The 13,791-nt window shown below is 71.5% G+C and carries 16 protein-coding genes and 1 pseudogene; 4 read left to right on the top strand and 13 right to left on the bottom strand.

Annotated elements, in window-relative coordinates:
• The 3 genes and pseudogenes from IH13_RS0123820 to IH13_RS0123810 all read right to left on the bottom strand — a co-directional run.
• Positions 1 to 394 (bottom strand): annotated as a pseudogene (locus IH13_RS0123820) (methionine synthase); the annotation flags it as partial.
• A gap of 27 nt (positions 395 to 421) precedes the next feature.
• Positions 422 to 1,135, bottom strand: a complete 714-nt coding sequence (locus IH13_RS0123815) for an SDR family oxidoreductase (RefSeq protein ID WP_031087666.1) — start codon at positions 1,133 to 1,135, stop codon at positions 422 to 424.
• Between the two features lie 47 nt (positions 1,136 to 1,182).
• Complete coding sequence (locus IH13_RS0123810) at positions 1,183 to 1,722, bottom strand: LOG family protein (protein ID WP_031087665.1); 540 nt, start codon at positions 1,720 to 1,722, stop codon at positions 1,183 to 1,185.
• 79 nt (positions 1,723 to 1,801) lie between these two features.
• Between IH13_RS0123810 and IH13_RS0123805 the strand changes: the two genes are divergently transcribed.
• Together IH13_RS0123805 and IH13_RS0123800 are read left to right on the top strand one after the other, a co-directional pair.
• Complete coding sequence (locus IH13_RS0123805) at positions 1,802 to 2,137, top strand: DUF427 domain-containing protein (RefSeq protein ID WP_031087664.1); 336 nt, start codon at positions 1,802 to 1,804, stop codon at positions 2,135 to 2,137.
• Positions 2,138 to 2,199: 62 nt separating this feature from the next.
• The gene (locus IH13_RS0123800) at positions 2,200 to 2,988 is read left to right on the top strand and encodes an alpha/beta fold hydrolase (protein WP_031087662.1); all 789 of its coding nucleotides are present in this window, start codon (positions 2,200 to 2,202) and stop codon (positions 2,986 to 2,988) included.
• A 66-nt stretch (positions 2,989 to 3,054) separates the two neighbouring features.
• Here IH13_RS0123800 and mnmA read toward each other — a convergent pair whose 3' ends face one another.
• Positions 3,055 to 4,122, bottom strand: coding sequence for a tRNA 2-thiouridine(34) synthase MnmA (gene mnmA / locus IH13_RS0123795; protein ID WP_051835910.1), 1,068 nt, complete (start codon positions 4,120 to 4,122; stop codon positions 3,055 to 3,057).
• A 61-nt stretch (positions 4,123 to 4,183) separates the two neighbouring features.
• On the opposite strand from mnmA, the gene IH13_RS0123790 reads away from it, so the two are divergent.
• A complete protein-coding gene (locus IH13_RS0123790) occupies positions 4,184 to 4,894 on the top strand; it encodes an N-acetylmuramoyl-L-alanine amidase (protein WP_031087658.1) in 711 nt (236 codons plus the stop codon).
• Here the strand turns inward: IH13_RS0123790 and IH13_RS0123785 are convergent.
• From IH13_RS0123785 to IH13_RS44050, 3 genes are all read right to left on the bottom strand, one after another.
• Positions 4,887 to 6,056: a cysteine desulfurase family protein gene (locus tag IH13_RS0123785; protein ID WP_031087647.1), complete on the bottom strand. Its 1,170-nt coding sequence runs from the start codon at positions 6,054 to 6,056 to the stop codon at positions 4,887 to 4,889. The genes IH13_RS0123790 and IH13_RS0123785 overlap by 8 nt on opposite strands.
• Before the next feature lie 108 nt (positions 6,057 to 6,164).
• A complete protein-coding gene (locus tag IH13_RS0123780) occupies positions 6,165 to 6,461 on the bottom strand; it encodes a hypothetical protein (protein WP_031087644.1) in 297 nt (98 codons plus the stop codon).
• A gap of 76 nt (positions 6,462 to 6,537) precedes the next feature.
• A complete protein-coding gene (locus IH13_RS44050; protein ID WP_031087642.1) occupies positions 6,538 to 6,693 on the bottom strand; it encodes a hypothetical protein in 156 nt (51 codons plus the stop codon).
• Positions 6,694 to 6,799: 106 nt separating this feature from the next.
• Here IH13_RS44050 and IH13_RS0123770 point away from each other — a divergent pair, with 106 nt between their 5' ends.
• Positions 6,800 to 7,423, top strand: a complete 624-nt coding sequence (locus IH13_RS0123770; RefSeq protein WP_031087638.1) for a TetR family transcriptional regulator — start codon at positions 6,800 to 6,802, stop codon at positions 7,421 to 7,423.
• 239 nt (positions 7,424 to 7,662) lie between these two features.
• Here the strand turns inward: IH13_RS0123770 and IH13_RS0123765 are convergent, their stop codons facing one another.
• The 6 genes from IH13_RS0123765 to IH13_RS0123740 form a co-directional block, all read right to left on the bottom strand.
• On the bottom strand, positions 7,663 to 8,532 hold the full coding sequence (locus tag IH13_RS0123765) for a thioesterase family protein (protein ID WP_031087636.1): 870 nt from the start codon (positions 8,530 to 8,532) through the stop codon (positions 7,663 to 7,665).
• 50 nt (positions 8,533 to 8,582) lie between these two features.
• Positions 8,583 to 9,254 (bottom strand): trimeric intracellular cation channel family protein, encoded by a 672-nt coding sequence (locus IH13_RS0123760; RefSeq protein ID WP_031087635.1) that lies wholly within the window; start codon positions 9,252 to 9,254, stop codon positions 8,583 to 8,585.
• Between the two features lie 18 nt (positions 9,255 to 9,272).
• Positions 9,273 to 10,676, bottom strand: a complete 1,404-nt coding sequence (locus IH13_RS0123755; RefSeq protein ID WP_031087630.1) for an ABC transporter ATP-binding protein — start codon at positions 10,674 to 10,676, stop codon at positions 9,273 to 9,275.
• Positions 10,673 to 11,785 carry an ABC transporter ATP-binding protein gene (locus IH13_RS0123750; RefSeq protein ID WP_031087628.1) on the bottom strand — a complete coding sequence of 371 codons (1,113 nt, stop codon included), beginning with the start codon at positions 11,783 to 11,785 and terminating at the stop codon, positions 10,673 to 10,675. Before IH13_RS0123750 ends, IH13_RS0123755 begins: the two co-directional genes overlap by 4 nt.
• Complete coding sequence (locus IH13_RS0123745; protein WP_031087627.1) at positions 11,782 to 12,771, bottom strand: ABC transporter permease; 990 nt, start codon at positions 12,769 to 12,771, stop codon at positions 11,782 to 11,784. Before IH13_RS0123745 ends, IH13_RS0123750 begins: the two co-directional genes overlap by 4 nt.
• A 91-nt stretch (positions 12,772 to 12,862) precedes the next feature.
• Positions 12,863 to 13,791, bottom strand: a 929-nt coding sequence (locus IH13_RS0123740; RefSeq protein ID WP_031087626.1) for an ABC transporter substrate-binding protein, incomplete at its 5' end; no start/stop codon positions are given.

Raw genomic sequence — 13,791 nt, 5'->3', positions numbered from 1 at the left:
GATGTGTATAAGAGACAGGCTCCAGGGCGGCCGCCAGGGTCCAGGGGCCCACGGCCTGGACCTTGAGCAGGCCTTCGTACCCCTGGGTGAACTCCTCCAGCGCGTCGAGGTCCTCACCGAGCCACGAGCGGGCCCGGCGGGTGTCGCGTCCCGGGCGGTCGCTGATCCGCCAGCCGCTGGGCTCGACGTGGCCGTACATCTCCTCCAGCAGTCCGACGGTCCGCCCGATCATGTCGGCACCGGGCCCGCGGGCCGGCAGCTCCGGCAGGTACGGCAGGCCCTGCCCGTCGGCGAACGACCCGACGACCGTCTTGGCGGCCTCCCGGGCGTCGCCTCCCGGCATGGACCCGACACCGGTGGCTCCGTACGCGCTGAACTCGCTCTTCTCGCTCACCCGGAAAGCCTACGGGCCGCCCGCGGCTCAGCGGCCCGGGCGGACCGTCAGGTCGTTGATCTCGGCGTCCCGTGGCAGGTCGAGGGCCAGCAGGATGGTGGTGGCGACCGATTCCGGGTCCATCCAGCGGGAGGGGTCGTACTCCTTGCCCTCCTGCTGGTGGACCTTGGCCTGCATGGGGCTGGCGGTGCGCCCCGGGTAGACGGAGGTGACCCGGACGCCGCCCGCGTGCTCCTCGTGGCGCAGCGAGTCGGCGAGCGCCTTCAGCCCGTGCTTGCTCGCGGCGTACGCGCCCCACTCGGCGTTCGCGGCGAGTCCGGCGCCCGAGTTCACGAAGACGACGTGCCCCTGGTTCACCCGCAGCTGCGGCCCCTGGTTCCCCCGCAGCTGCGGCAGCAGCAGCCGGGTCAGCTCGGCGGGGGCGATCAGGTTGGCGTTGAGCTGGAAGTGCCATGACTTGGGGGTGAGCTCCCCGATCCGGCCGAGCTCGACGACGCCCGCGACGTGCAGGAGCGAGTCGAGCCGCTCGGGCATGGGCTGCTGGCCGAACGCCCAGGAGAGCCGGTCGGGGTTGCCGAGGTCGCCGACGAGCGTGCGGGCCCCCGGGTGGAGCGCGGCGAGCTCCTTGGCGCGGCCGGCGTCACGGGCCAGCAGCACGAGTTCGTCGCCGCGCTCCAGGAGGCGGCGGGCGACGGCCGCGCCGATACCGGAACCGGCGCCGGTGATGAGATGAGTAGGCATGCCCACATGCTCGCATCACCGCAGGCCCGAGCCGCGCCGCACCCGCCTCACTCCATTCCTGCGGACTCCTCCAGGTAGGCGAGCGCGCCCACGCCGTCCTCGGCGAAGAAGACCAGCTCGGTCAGGGGGACCGGCAGGAAGCCCTCGTCCTCCATGCGCTGGAACTGCTGGCGCAGACCGTCGTAGAAGCCCGCGGTGTTCAGCAGGACGACCGGCTTGGTGTGCTTGCCGTGCTTCTTCAGCTCCAGGATCTCCGTGGCCTCGTCGAGCGTCCCGGTGCCGCCGACCATGATCACGATCGCGTCGGACTTCGCCAGGAGCAGCGCCTTCCGCTCGGCCAGGTCCTTGGCTATGACCATCTCGTCCGCGTTCTCCCGGGCCTTGGCGGCGAGGAAGTCCACCGACACCCCCACGAGCCGCCCGCCCGCCTCCTGCACGCCGTCGGCGACGACCTTCATCAGTCCGCTCTCCGAACCGCCCCAGACCAGGGTGTGGCCACCCCGTCCCAGCAGCTCCGCGAACTCCCGCGCGGGCACGGTGTAGCGGTCGTCGAGGTCGGCGGCGGAGAGGAAGACGCAGATGTTCATGCGGCATACGGTACGGGCCGCCGCCGACAGCCCGACCCGGGCCGGGAAGAAACGGGGCCTCCCCTCGGCTGACAAGGGAATGAGGGACATCCCAGGACACCGCATCACCGTCGAGCCCGGCACCGAGCACGTCCGCGTCGTCCGGGACGGACAGGTGCTCGCCGAGAGCCGCCGCCCGCTCGTACTGCGCGAGACGGGCTGCCCGGCCCGCTACTACCTGCCGCCCGAGGACGTGCGCACCGAGCTGCTGACCCCTTCCGACACGCGTACGCACTGCCCGTTCAAGGGGGACGCGAGCTACTGGTCGCTCCCCGGGGCGGCCGACCTCGTCTGGTCCTACCCGGAGCCGAAGGAACAGGTCGCCGGGGTCCGCGGCCACTTCTGCTTCTACGACACGGAGGTCGTCCCCGACTGACCTTCGGCAAGATTTCTCCGCCGCACCGATGAGTTCCGCGCGGCCCACCGGTCCACCTCCCCATGGACAAGACTCTCTCCTTGGACGGCACGCCGATCGCGTACCGCCGCCGGGGCGACGGACCACCGGTGGTGCTGGTCGGCGGCGCGCTGAGCACCACGGCGGACGGGGAACCGCTGGCGGCACTGCTGGAGCCGCGCTTCACGGTGGTCACCTACGACCGCCGGGGGCGCGGTGCCAGCGGGGACACCGGGCCGTACGCGGTGCGCCGCGAGATCGAGGACCTGGCGGCGGTGACCGCGCGGGCGGGCGAGCGGGTGTCGGTGTTCGGCATGCTGTCGGGCGGGGCGCTGGCGCTGGAGGCGCAGGCCGCCGGTGTCCCGATGAACCGGCTCGCGGTCTTCGAGCCCCCGTACACCCCCGACCTGCGGTTCAAGAGGCGCTGCACGGCCGAGCTCCAGACGCTGCTGGCGGCCGGCGACCGGTCGGGCGCCGTCGCACTCCACCTGTCACGGACCGGCGTCCCGGAGGCGACGGTCGCCCGGATGCGCCGCGCGCCGCTGTGGGCGGCCCTGGTGGACCTGGCGCCCACCCTCGCGTACGACGACACGCTCCTGGGCACCGGAGAGATCCCCGACCGCTTCACGGCCGTGACGGCCCGCACCCTGGTACTGACCGGCGGCTTCAGCACCTCCCGGGCCCACGAGACGACACTCGCCCTCACGGCGGCACTCCCCCGGGCCCGGCACCGCACCCTCACGGGCCAGACCCGGGAGGTGGCCCCGCAGGCGCTCGCCCCGGTCCTGACGGACTTCTTCACCCGGGACGTGCTCGCCCACCTGACACCCTGACCGGGCGCTCCCCGAGGACGAAACCCGTACCGGCACGGGACGACCGGGCGGCGGACGCCCCCGTCGTCAGCCCGCCGCGGCGGTCTCGCGCCGCACCGTCGTCGCGATGGTCGCCGACCCCACGACCCGCGTGCCGTCGTACAGCACCACCGCCTGCCCCGGGGCCACCCCCCGCACCGGCTCGGCGAAGGAGACCCGGAGGACCCCGTCCACCAGCTCCGCCGTCACCTCGGTCTCGCCGCCGTGGGCGCGGAGCTGCGCGGTGTACGTGCCGAGTCCCGTCGGGGCCGTACCGCACCAGCGGGGCCGGATCGCCGTCAGGGCGGTGACGTCGAGGGCCTCCACGGGGCCGACGGTGACCGTGTTGTTCACCGGCGAGATGTCCAGGACGTAGCGTGGCTTGCCGTCCGGGGCGGGGTGGCCGATGCGCAGGCCCTTGCGCTGGCCGATGGTGAAGCCGAAGGCGCCCTCGTGGGTGCCCACCTTCGTACCCGCCTCGTCGAGGATGTCGCCCTCGGCCGGACCGCCGAGGCGGCCCGCCAGGAAGCCCTGGGTGTCGCCGTCGGCGATGAAGCAGATGTCGTGACTGTCGGGCTTCTTGGCGACGGCGAGGCCGCGGCGCTCGGCCTCGGCCCGGATCTCGTCCTTGGTGGTGAGGGTGTCGCCGAGCGGGAACATCGCGTGGGCGAGCTGCTTCTCGTCCAGGACGCCCAGCACGTAGCTCTGGTCCTTGGCCATGTCCGAGGCGCGGTGGAGCTCCCGGGTGCCGTCCTCGTTCAGTACGACGGTCGCGTAGTGGCCGGTGCAGACGGCGTCGAAGCCGAGGGCCAGCGCCTTGTCGAGGAGCGCGGCGAACTTGATCTTCTCGTTGCACCGCAGGCACGGGTTGGGGGTGCGCCCCGCCTCGTACTCCGCGACGAAGTCCTCCACGACGTCCTCGCGGAAGCGTTCCGCCAGGTCCCAGACGTAGAACGGGATGCCGATGACGTCGGCCGCGCGGCGGGCGTCACGGGAGTCCTCGATGGTGCAACAGCCCCGCGCGCCGGTCCGGAAGGACTGCGGGTTCGCGGAGAGGGCGAGGTGCACACCGGTCACGTCCTGTCTCTTATACACATCCTGGGAGATCTGAGTCATAGCCCGTCCAGGGTACGGGGCGCCGGGAACCGAATGCCCGCCGATATGCGTTGTCGCTCGCATGGGGACCAACAGGAACGCCGGCTCGTCGGGGAAGGGCCCCGGGCGCGGCATCAGCAGACGCACGCTGCTCATCGGCGGTGGCGCGGCCGTCGTGGGCGGCGGCGCGCTGGCCGCGGAGGAGGTCCGGCGCGTCTGGTGGCGGCTGCCCGGAGTGGACAGGCCCCGCGAGGCGGGTGAGCTGGATTACGCGGGAGCGCGCTGGGTCCCGGCCTCGGAGGCGAACTGGCGGCGCGCCGACCGCCCCGACGACTACCGCGTGGACCGGGTGATCGTCCATGTCACGCAGGGCAGCTACGCCAGTGCGGTCAAGGTCTTCCAGGACCCGTCCCACCGTGCGGCGACGCACTACATCGTGGGCCAGGACGGCCGGGTGACGCAGATGATCCGGGAGCTGGACGTGGCGTTCCACGCGGGCAACCGCTCGTTCAACGAGCGCAGCGTCGGGATCGAGCACGAGGGCTTCGTCGACCGCCCCCAGGACTTCACGGGTGCGATGTACGAGGCGTCGGCGCGGCTGACGGCGTCCATATGCGCGCGGTACGGCATTCCGGTGGACCGCGAGCACATCATCGGGCACGTGGAGGTGCCGGGTACCGACCACACGGACCCCGGACCGCACTGGGACTGGAAGCGCTACATGAAGCTGGTGCGCGCGGCGTCCACCGGGCCCTCCGCCGGCCCCTCCGCCGCCGCCTCGGGCGCTAGCTGAGCCCTGCGGTCCTGGCGCGTTCGACGGCCGGGCCGATGGCGCGGGCGAGGTCGTCGACGTCCCTCTTCGTCGAGGTGTGGCCGAGCGAGAAGCGCAGGGTGCCCCGGGCCAGGTCGGGATCGGTGCCGGTGGCCAGCAGGACGTGACTGGGCTGGGCGATCCCCGCCGTGCAGGCCGAGCCGGTGGAGCAGGCGATGCCCTGGGCGTCGAGCAGCAGCAGGAGGGAGTCGCCCTCGCAGCCCGGGAAGGTGAAGTGGGCGTTGGCGGGGAGCCGGCCGCCGGGCGCAGGGTCGCCGCCGAGTACGGCGTCGGGGACGGCCTGCCGCACGGCGTCGACCAGGGAGTCACGGAGCGCCCCGACCTCGCGGGCGAAGTCCTCGCGGCGCTCGGCGGCGATCCGCCCGGCGGCCGCGAAGGCGGCCACCGCGGGGACGTCCAGGGTGCCGGAGCGCACATGCCGCTCCTGCCCGCCGCCGTGCAGGACGGGTACGGGGGTCTGGTCGCGGCCGAGGAGCAGGGCGCCGGTGCCGAACGGCCCGCCGATCTTGTGCCCGCTGACGGTCATCGCCGCCAGTCCGGAGCGCGCGAAGTCGACGTCCAGCTGCCCGAACGCCTGCACCGCGTCCGCGTGCATGGGTACGCCGAACTCCTGGGCGACCTCGGCCAGTTCACGGATCGGCAGGATGGTGCCGATCTCGTTGTTGGCCCACATCACGGTGATCATCGCGATGTCGTCCGGGTCGCGGAGCACCGCCTCGCGCAGGGCCTCGGGGTGGACGCGCCCGTACCGGTCGACGGGGAGGTACTCGACCCTCGCGCCCTCGTGCTCGGCGAGCCAGTCCACCGCGTCCAGCACGGCGTGGTGCTCCACGGGGCTGGCGAGGACCCGGGTACGGCGGGGGTCGGCGTCGCGGCGGGCCCAGTACAGGCCCTTCACGGCGAGGTTGTCGGCCTCGGTGCCGCCGGAGGTGAGGACCACCTCGCTGGGGCGGGCGCCGAGCGCCTCGGCGAGGGTCTCGCGTGACTCCTCGACGGTACGGCGGGCCCGCCGCCCGGCGGCGTGCAGGGAGGACGCGTTGCCGGTGACGGTGAGGTGCGCGGTCATCACCGCGATCGCCTCAGGGAGCATCGGCGTGGTCGCGGCGTGGTCGAGGTAGGCCATGATGCCCCGAGTCTACGAGCCCGCCGCCGGGCTCACGGCATGCGCATGGCCTCACCGCCCGGCCGGACCGGGGCGGGGGCCACGGGCGGGGCGGGACAGGGCCCCCGGTCAGCCGCCGAGGCTCCAGGAGACGGTGCCGTTCACGGTGACGAGGACCGCGAGGACCACCAGGTCCGCGACGCCGAGGGCGAGCCCGAGGAGGGCGCGGCCCCGCCGCGCGGTGGAGCGGGCGAGCGCCATGGCCGCCATCACGATGGCGGCGGGCCCGAGCAGGATGTTCATCACGAGCAGGCCCACCAGCCCGAGGACGAACGAGGCGACGGCGAGACCGTCCGCCTCCCGCGAGGTCGCGGCGCGGTCGGGGGCGGGACGGGTACGGCGTTCCTGTGCGGTGGCGAGTGCCATGGTGCGGACACCTCCGGTTCCGGTGGCGGGAGGACGGTCGGGGGTACGGCCGGACAGCGGCCGGGAGGCCGGCGGTTCAGCGGGTCCGGCGGGCCAGTCCCTCACGGAGGCCGAAGGCCACCAGCCAGACGCCGATCAGACCGGCGGCGGTGAGGGCCAGGGGCGCGGGCAGGTGCGCGACGGCTCCGAGGACGACACCCAGCAGGAGCAGGGCGGCGACGAGGACGAACATGTGAGCCCCTTTCCGTGAACAGTTGGGAGTACGACTGTTCACTGACTTGCAAGTCTAGTGCGCGTACCCCTTCCTGCTGTCGGAGAACAGTTGTTTACTGAATGGCATGAGTCACACCCTCGGCATCCGCCAGGCCCAGAAGCTGAAGACCCGCCAGGCCCTTCTGGACGCGGCGCTGGAGCTGCTGGAGGACAAGAGCCTGAGCAGCCTGGGCCTGCGCGAGGTGACACGTGCCGTGGGGGTGGCACCGACCGCCTTCTACCGGCACTTCGACGGGGTGGCGGCGCTCGGTGTGGCGCTCGTCGAGGAGACCCTGGGCAGCCTGCACGGCATGATCGGCGCCGTCCTGGCGGACACCGGGGACAGCGAGGAACGCCTCGACCGAAGCGTCGCCCTGATCGCCCGTCACGTCGCCGGGCAGCCGGCGCACTTCCGCTTCATCGCCCGCGAACGGCACGGCGGGGTGGGCCCGGTGCGGGAGGCGATAGCCGCCCAGTTGCGCGCGTTCACGGAGGAGGTGGCCGCGGCGGTCGCCACGGAGCCGGAGTCGGCGGGCTGGGACCGGCAGGACCTGCTGATGCTGGGCGGTCTGTACGTCGACCACATGGTGCTCACCGCCTCCGCCCTGCTCGACGCGGCCGGGCCCGAGGACGAACGCGAGGCTGTCCGCACCGCCCGGCGCCGGCTCCGCCTGGTCGCCCTGGGCCGGGCGCATTGGCTTGACTCCTGAGACGAAGCAGGCGCACACCGGCCCTGGGGCGGCTCCGGGCCACGGCTGCTCGACAGGGGGGCGGCCCTCTCCTCCAGGAGGAGGCACCACCGGCCCGACCGGCCGCCGCGCTCACCCGGTTCCCGCGTACAGCTCCATGACGGCCGGCGCGGCCTCGGCGAGCAGCCGACCGGGCGTTCACGGGCCCGTGCCGCCCGCGACGCCCGGCCGGCTCCCCTGGCCCGGACCCCCGGCTCCGCTCAGCCGCGCGGGGCGCGGGCCAGCTGGCGGGACTGGGCCACCAGGCGTCCGGCGCTGTCCCACACGTCGGCGTCCTCCTCCAGGAAGCCCCCCGCGAGGTTGCGGGTGGTGATGGAGACGCGCAGCGGGCCCGGGGCCGGGCGGCAGCGGATGTGGGTGGTGAGTTCGATGGTGGGCGTCCAGCCCTTCAGGCCCAGCTCGAAGGAGGTCGGCGGCAGCGCGTCGACCGTCAGCAGCAGGGAGAGCGGGTCAGCGTCCCGGCCGTCCGCGAGGCCGAACCAGCCCCGCATCTCCCCCTTGCCCGACGGGGCGCCCACGGCCCAGCCGATCGTCGCCGGGTCGAGCTTGATGTCGAGCCGGTCGGTGATGGCCGAGCTGCCGGGGATCGGGGCCGGGCCGTCGCTCGGGCCGAGGCACTGCTCACGCGGCGGGATGGCGGGCGGCACGGCGGACGTGCGGACCTCGTCGGTCAGGCCGTCCAGGTCACCGTAGGTGGCGAGGACCCGGATGCGCTCGACCTCGGTGCCGTCCTCGGCGTACTGGAAGAGCGAGGCCTCGCCGGTGGACAGGGTGCGACCGGTCCGCACGACCTGGGTGCGGATCACGGCCGGGCCGGGGACGGAGGCCGTGAGGTAGTGCGCGGAGACGGAGAAGGGGTCGGAGTGCGGAAGCGCCTCGCCCAGCGCCCGGCCCAGCATCGCCAGCAGATAGCCGCCGTTGACGGCCTGGATGATCGTCCAGCCCGCGGAGAGCTCGGCGTCGTAGACGCCTTCCTCCCGGAGCGTCACCGCCGTGTCGCGGTCGAACTCGCTGTCACCGATGGTCGCCTGCGCGGTCTGCCGCGCCTGAGCTTCTGCTGCCTGTGCCATGGGACGCACGGTACACCGATCGTGTTACTGAGCGGTAGCTTTTGTTCCGGTCACAGGGCGGCCGGGGTCTCCTCGGTCCGGGAGGAGCGCCGGTTGAACGCGCGGGGGGCCCGCCAGTGGAAACGCAGGGCGAGCAGGCGCAGTACGAACGCGGTGACGACCGCCACGCCGCTGGTGTAGGCGTTGAGGGCGTCGAACCGGATGCAGAGGACCACCATGACGGAGCCGACGATCGCGGGTACCGCGTACAGATCGCGGTCCCAGCGCAGCAGCGAGGGGACTTCGTTGGCCAGCACGTCGCGCAGGACGCCGCCGCCCACGGCGGTGGCCAGCCCCAGGGTCGCGGAGGAGGTGAGGCCGAGCCCGTAGTCGTACGCCTTGACCGTTCCGGCGACGCAGAAGAGACCCAGCCCGGCGGCGTCGAAGACGTTGACGGCGACCTGGATGCGCTCCACGTGCGGATGCAGGAAGAACACCAGGACGGCGGCGAGCAGCGGGGTCGTGAAGTAACCGAGATCCGTGAAGGCGGCCGGCGGGACGGCCCCGATGATCACATCACGGAAGAGCCCCCCGCCCAGCGCCGTCACCTCGGCCAGGACCGCGATGCCGAAGACATCGAAGTTCTTGCGTACGGCGAGCAGCGCCCCCGATATCGCGAAGACGAAGATCCCGACGATGTCGAGCGCATGCTGGACGGAGGGGGTGAAGATGTCGTTGAGCACCGAACAATTGTGCCGGTACTACTCCGGTGTCTTGTCCTCCGCGTCTCCGGCGGCCCCGCCCCCGGCTCCTGCGGCCTTCGGGGCCGCCTCGGCCTCCGGAGCCGTCTCCGCCTTCGGGGCCTCCTCGGTCTCGGGGGTGCCCTCGGTCTCCGGGGCTGCCTCGGTCTCGGGGGTGCCCTCGGCCTTCGGCGCCTCGGTGGCGCCCTTCGCCGTCTCCGCGACCGGCTCGGTGGCGTCCTTGGCCGTCTCCACGACCGGCTCGGTGGCGCCCTTCGCCGTCTCCACGACCGGCTCGGCGGACTCTCCGGGCCGATCCGGTTCGGTGGAGGCGACGGACGCCACCGTGATGGAGTCCGTCACCAGCGGCGCGTCCCCCGGGGCCTGGTCCTCGGCGTTCTCCGGGTGGTGGCAGGCCACCTGGTGCCCGGTCTTCAGCTGGATCAGCGGCGGCTCGGTGCTCTTGCAGACCTGCGTCGCCTTCCAGCACCGTGTGTGGAAGCGGCAGCCCGTGGGCGGCGAGATCGGCGACGGGACGTCGCCCTTGAGCAGGATGCGGTCGCTCTTCACACCCCGCCTGCGCGGGTCGGGCACCGGCACCGCCGACATGAGCGCCTTCGTGTACGGGTGCATGGGTGCCTCGTACAGCGACGTGCGGTCCGCCAGCTCGACGATCTTGCCGAGGTACATGACCGCGATGCGGTCCGAGACGTGCCGGATCACCGAGAGGTCGTGCGCGATGATCATGTAGGTGAGGCCGAGCTCGTCCTGGAGGTCGTCCAGCAGGTTGACCACCTGGGCCTGGATCGACACGTCCAGCGCCGAGACCGGCTCGTCGGCGACGACGAGCTTCGGCTTGAGCGCGAGCGCCCGGGCGATACCGATGCGCTGGCGCTGGCCGCCGGAGAACTCGTGCGGGTAGCGGTTGTAGTGCTCGGGGCTGAGCCCGACCAGCTCCAGCAGCCGCTGGACCTCCTTCTTCACGCCGCCGTCGGGCGTGACGCCCTGGAGCCGGAAGGGGGTTCCGATGATCCCGCCGACCGTGTGCCGGGGGTTCAGCGAACCGTACGGGTCCTGGAAGATCATCTGGATGTCGCGGCGCATCGGCCGCAGCCGTCCCGCGGACAGGTGCGTGATGTCCTTGCCCTGGAACTCGATCGTGCCGCCGGTCGGCTCCAGCAGCCGGGTCACCAGCCGGCCCATGGTCGACTTGCCGCAGCCGGACTCGCCGACGACGCCCAGCGTCTCCCCGGGGCGGACGTCGAAGCTCAGGCCGTCGACGGCCTGGACCGCGCCGACCTTGCGCTTCAGCACGCCCTTGGTGATCGGGAAGTGCTTGACCAGGCCACTGACCTTGAGGAGCGGCTCCGGCCCGTCCGCCTGCGCCCCGGAGGCCGCGGCGGCCTTGTTCTTCAGATCAGTCACAGCTTCGGCGCAATCTCTTCGGTCCAGATCCGGTCCCGCTGCTCACGCGACATGTGGCACGCGGAGTAGTGTCCCTCGCCCTCGCCGACCAGCTTCAGCTCCGGGCGCTCGGTGCGGGTGATGTTGTCCGCGGGGACGTCGGCGTACGGGCAGCGCGGGTTGAAGGCGCAGCCGGACGGGACGTTGATGAGGCTGGGTGGTGAGCCCTTGACCGGGACGAGCCGGTCGGTCTGCTCCCGGTCGATACGCGGCATCGAGCCGAGCAGCCCCCAGGTGTAGGGGTGCTGGGGCTGGTAGAAGACCTTCTCGGCGCTGCCGCGTTCGACGCAGCGGCCGGCGTACATGACCAGCAGGTGGTCCGCGATCTCGGCGACGACGCCCAGGTCGTGGGTGATCATGACGACCGCGGAGCCGAACTCCTTCTGGAGGTCGCGGATCAGGTCGAGGATCTGCGCCTGGACGGTGACGTCCAGGGCCGTGGTCGGCTCGTCGGCGATCAGCAGCTGCGGGTTGTTGACCAGCGCCATCGCGATCATCGCTCGCTGCCGCATACCGCCGGAGAACTGGTGCGGGAAGTCCTCGTAACGGCGGTGCGGCTCGGGGATGCCGACGCGGTCGAGCATCTCGATCGCGCGCTTCTTCGCGGTCTTCTTGTCGACCTTGTGGTGGACCCGGTGGGCCTCCACGATCTGCGCGCCGATGCTGTAGTACGGGTGCATGGCCGACAGCGGGTCCTGGAAGATCATGGCCATCTTCTGGCCGCGCAGCTTCCGCACGTGCTCGGGACCGGCGCCGATCAACTCCTCGCCGTCCAGCCAGATCTCGCCGCCGATCCGGGCCCGGTCCGAGTTGTGCAGCCCCATGATCCCCAGCGAGGTCACGGACTTGCCGGAGCCGGACTCGCCGACGATGCCGAGGGTCTGGCCGGCCTTCAGGTCGAAGCTCACGCCGTCGACGGACTTGACCAGGCCGTCGTCGGTGTCGAAGTGGACGCTGAGGTTGCGGACGGACAGGAACTCCTTCGCGTCGTCCGACGCGTCCCGGGGCGCGGGGACCGAGCCCTGCGCGGTGTCCTGCGCCGGGGAGTCCTTCTTGCTTGCCTCGCTCATGAGAGCCTCACCCGGGGGTCGATCGCGGCGTACACGAGGTCCACCAGCAGGTTGCAGATGACGATGAAGAAGGCGGCGACCAGCGTCACGCCCATCACCTTGGGAAGGTCGGCCTCGGTCACGCCCTTGATGGCGAAGGCGCCCATTCCCTGGAAGGAGAAGACCGTCTCGGTGATGACCGCGCCGCCGAGCAGCAGGGCGAAGTCCATGCCGAAGATGGTGATGATCGGGGTCAGTGCCGCGCGCAGGCCGTGCTTGACGACCACCTTGCGCTCCTCCAGCCCCTTGGCGCGCGCGGTTCTGATGTAGTCCTCGCCCATCGTCTCCAGCATCCCCGCACGGGTCAGCCGGGCGTAGAGCGCGGAGTACAGCAGGGCGAGCGTGCACCAGGGCAGGACCAGGCTGCCCGCCCATTCGAGCGGGCTGTCCGCGAACGGGACGTACTCCCCGTTGCCGAACAGCGCGAGCACGGCGAGACCGGTGAAGAACATCGGGAGCGAGACACCGGCGAGGGCGACGCCCATGGAGAGCCGGTCGAAGACGGAGCCGCGCTTCAGGGCGGAGACGACGCCGATGGCGACACCGGAGACGACCCAGATGACGGCCGCGCCGACGGCCAGCGACAGCGTGACCGGGATGCGGTCGACGATCTGCGGCCAGATCTCGGTGTGGGTCTTGAAGGAGTACCCGAAGCACGGGGCGTTGCAGGTGACCGGGTCGGGACCGAACTGGTATTCGGCGCCGACGACGATGCCCTTCACGAAGTGCCAGTACTGGAGGTACAGGGGCTGGTCGAGCCCCAGGTTCTTCTTGACCGCGGCGATGACGTCCGGGTCGGGGCTCTTCCCGACGTACTGGGCCGCCATCGAGTCGAGGGTCTGGCCGCCGAGTCGGGGGACCAGGAAGAAGATCGCGAACGTGACTGCGCTGACCACCAGCAGCAGCAACACCGCGGCGAATACGCGTCGGATGATGTACGCAGCCACAGCCGTGCGGCGCCGGGCGGGCGGGCGGGGTTCTGCCCGCCGGCCCGGCGCCTTCACCTGCCTTTCAAAAGATGCTGTTGATGAACAGGTGTTACTTGGTGGACGTCATCAGCACGTAGTCGTACATGCCGAGGTAGGCGTTGGTGACCGTGACGTTCGCCGCGGAGTCCGGGCGGTAGAGCAGGCTCTTGCGGTAGGCGAGCGGGACGACCGCGGCGGTCTCCATCACCTTCTGGTCGACCTCGCCCCACGTGGCGTTGCGCGCCTCGGTGTCGACGGTGCCGATGCCCTTGACGAGGAGTTCGTTGACGCCCTTGTCGTCGAGCTCCATCAGGTTGGTGCCACCGGAGGGCTTGATGGCCGTGCCGTTGACGATCTGGTCGAGGAAACCGAAGCCGGTCGGCCAGTCGGCGCCCCACTGCATCATCAGCATGCCCGCGTTGTTCTTGTGGACCCAGTTCGGGACGCCGGCGAAGTCGGTGAAGTACTTGTTGGCCGGGGACTGCTTGATCTCGGCGGTGATGCCGATCTTCTTCAGGCTGTTCTGGATCTGGGTGGCCGCGAGGATCTCGTCGGGGCGGTCGGAGCGGGCCGTCAGCGTGGTCTTGAAGCCGTCCGGGTGACCGCACTTGGCGAGGTGGTCCTTCGCCTTGGCGATGTCGCCCTTGTTGCCCTCGGTCGGGTACAGGTCGAACTTCTTGTACCCGGCGACGGTCGGCGGGATGACCGTGGTGGCGGGGTCGCCCTTGACCGAGCCGCCGATGGCGTCGACCATGCTCTGCTTGTCGACGGCGTACTGCACGGCCTTGCGGCACTCGACGTTGTCGAACGGCTTCACGTTGACGTTCAGCGCCATGTACTGCAGGACGCCGCCGTACGGGTTGTCCGTCTTCGCCTTCTCGGCGGCCTTCGCCAGGACCTTGGGCTGGGTCTTGGACTGCAGGCCCGTGCCCTCGATGCCGGCGGTGATCGTGTCGTCCAGCAGGTGGTCGTCGATCGTGGTGGCGTTGACGTTGAACT

Origin of the sequence: Streptomyces sp. NRRL WC-3549 (assembly GCF_000721935.1) — a bacterium.
Lineage (GTDB): Bacteria > Actinomycetota > Actinomycetes > Streptomycetales > Streptomycetaceae > Streptomyces.
The sequence above is the reverse complement of the archived record's forward strand: the minus strand, read 5'-3'. Positions and strand labels throughout refer to the sequence as shown.

What these genes read in the sequence shown, in the direction of transcription:
- IH13_RS0123815 (WP_031087666.1), bottom strand. Translation starts at nt 1,135, where the DNA reads ATGCCTACTCATCTCATCACCGGCGCCGGTTCCGGTATCGGCGCGGCC.
- IH13_RS0123810 (WP_031087665.1), bottom strand. Translation starts at nt 1,722, where the DNA reads ATGAACATCTGCGTCTTCCTCTCCGCCGCCGACCTCGACGACCGCTAC.
- IH13_RS0123805 (WP_031087664.1), top strand. Translation starts at nt 1,802, where the DNA reads ATGAGGGACATCCCAGGACACCGCATCACCGTCGAGCCCGGCACCGAG.
- IH13_RS0123800 (WP_031087662.1), top strand. Translation starts at nt 2,200, where the DNA reads ATGGACAAGACTCTCTCCTTGGACGGCACGCCGATCGCGTACCGCCGC.
- mnmA (WP_051835910.1), bottom strand. Translation starts at nt 4,122, where the DNA reads ATGACTCAGATCTCCCAGGATGTGTATAAGAGACAGGACGTGACCGGT.
- IH13_RS0123790 (WP_031087658.1), top strand. Translation starts at nt 4,184, where the DNA reads ATGGGGACCAACAGGAACGCCGGCTCGTCGGGGAAGGGCCCCGGGCGC.
- IH13_RS0123785 (WP_031087647.1), bottom strand. Translation starts at nt 6,056, where the DNA reads ATGGCCTACCTCGACCACGCCGCGACCACGCCGATGCTCCCTGAGGCG.
- IH13_RS0123780 (WP_031087644.1), bottom strand. Translation starts at nt 6,461, where the DNA reads ATGGCACTCGCCACCGCACAGGAACGCCGTACCCGTCCCGCCCCCGAC.
- IH13_RS44050 (WP_031087642.1), bottom strand. Translation starts at nt 6,693, where the DNA reads ATGTTCGTCCTCGTCGCCGCCCTGCTCCTGCTGGGTGTCGTCCTCGGA.
- IH13_RS0123770 (WP_031087638.1), top strand. Translation starts at nt 6,800, where the DNA reads ATGAGTCACACCCTCGGCATCCGCCAGGCCCAGAAGCTGAAGACCCGC.
- IH13_RS0123765 (WP_031087636.1), bottom strand. Translation starts at nt 8,532, where the DNA reads ATGGCACAGGCAGCAGAAGCTCAGGCGCGGCAGACCGCGCAGGCGACC.
- IH13_RS0123750 (WP_031087628.1), bottom strand. Translation starts at nt 11,785, where the DNA reads ATGAGCGAGGCAAGCAAGAAGGACTCCCCGGCGCAGGACACCGCGCAG.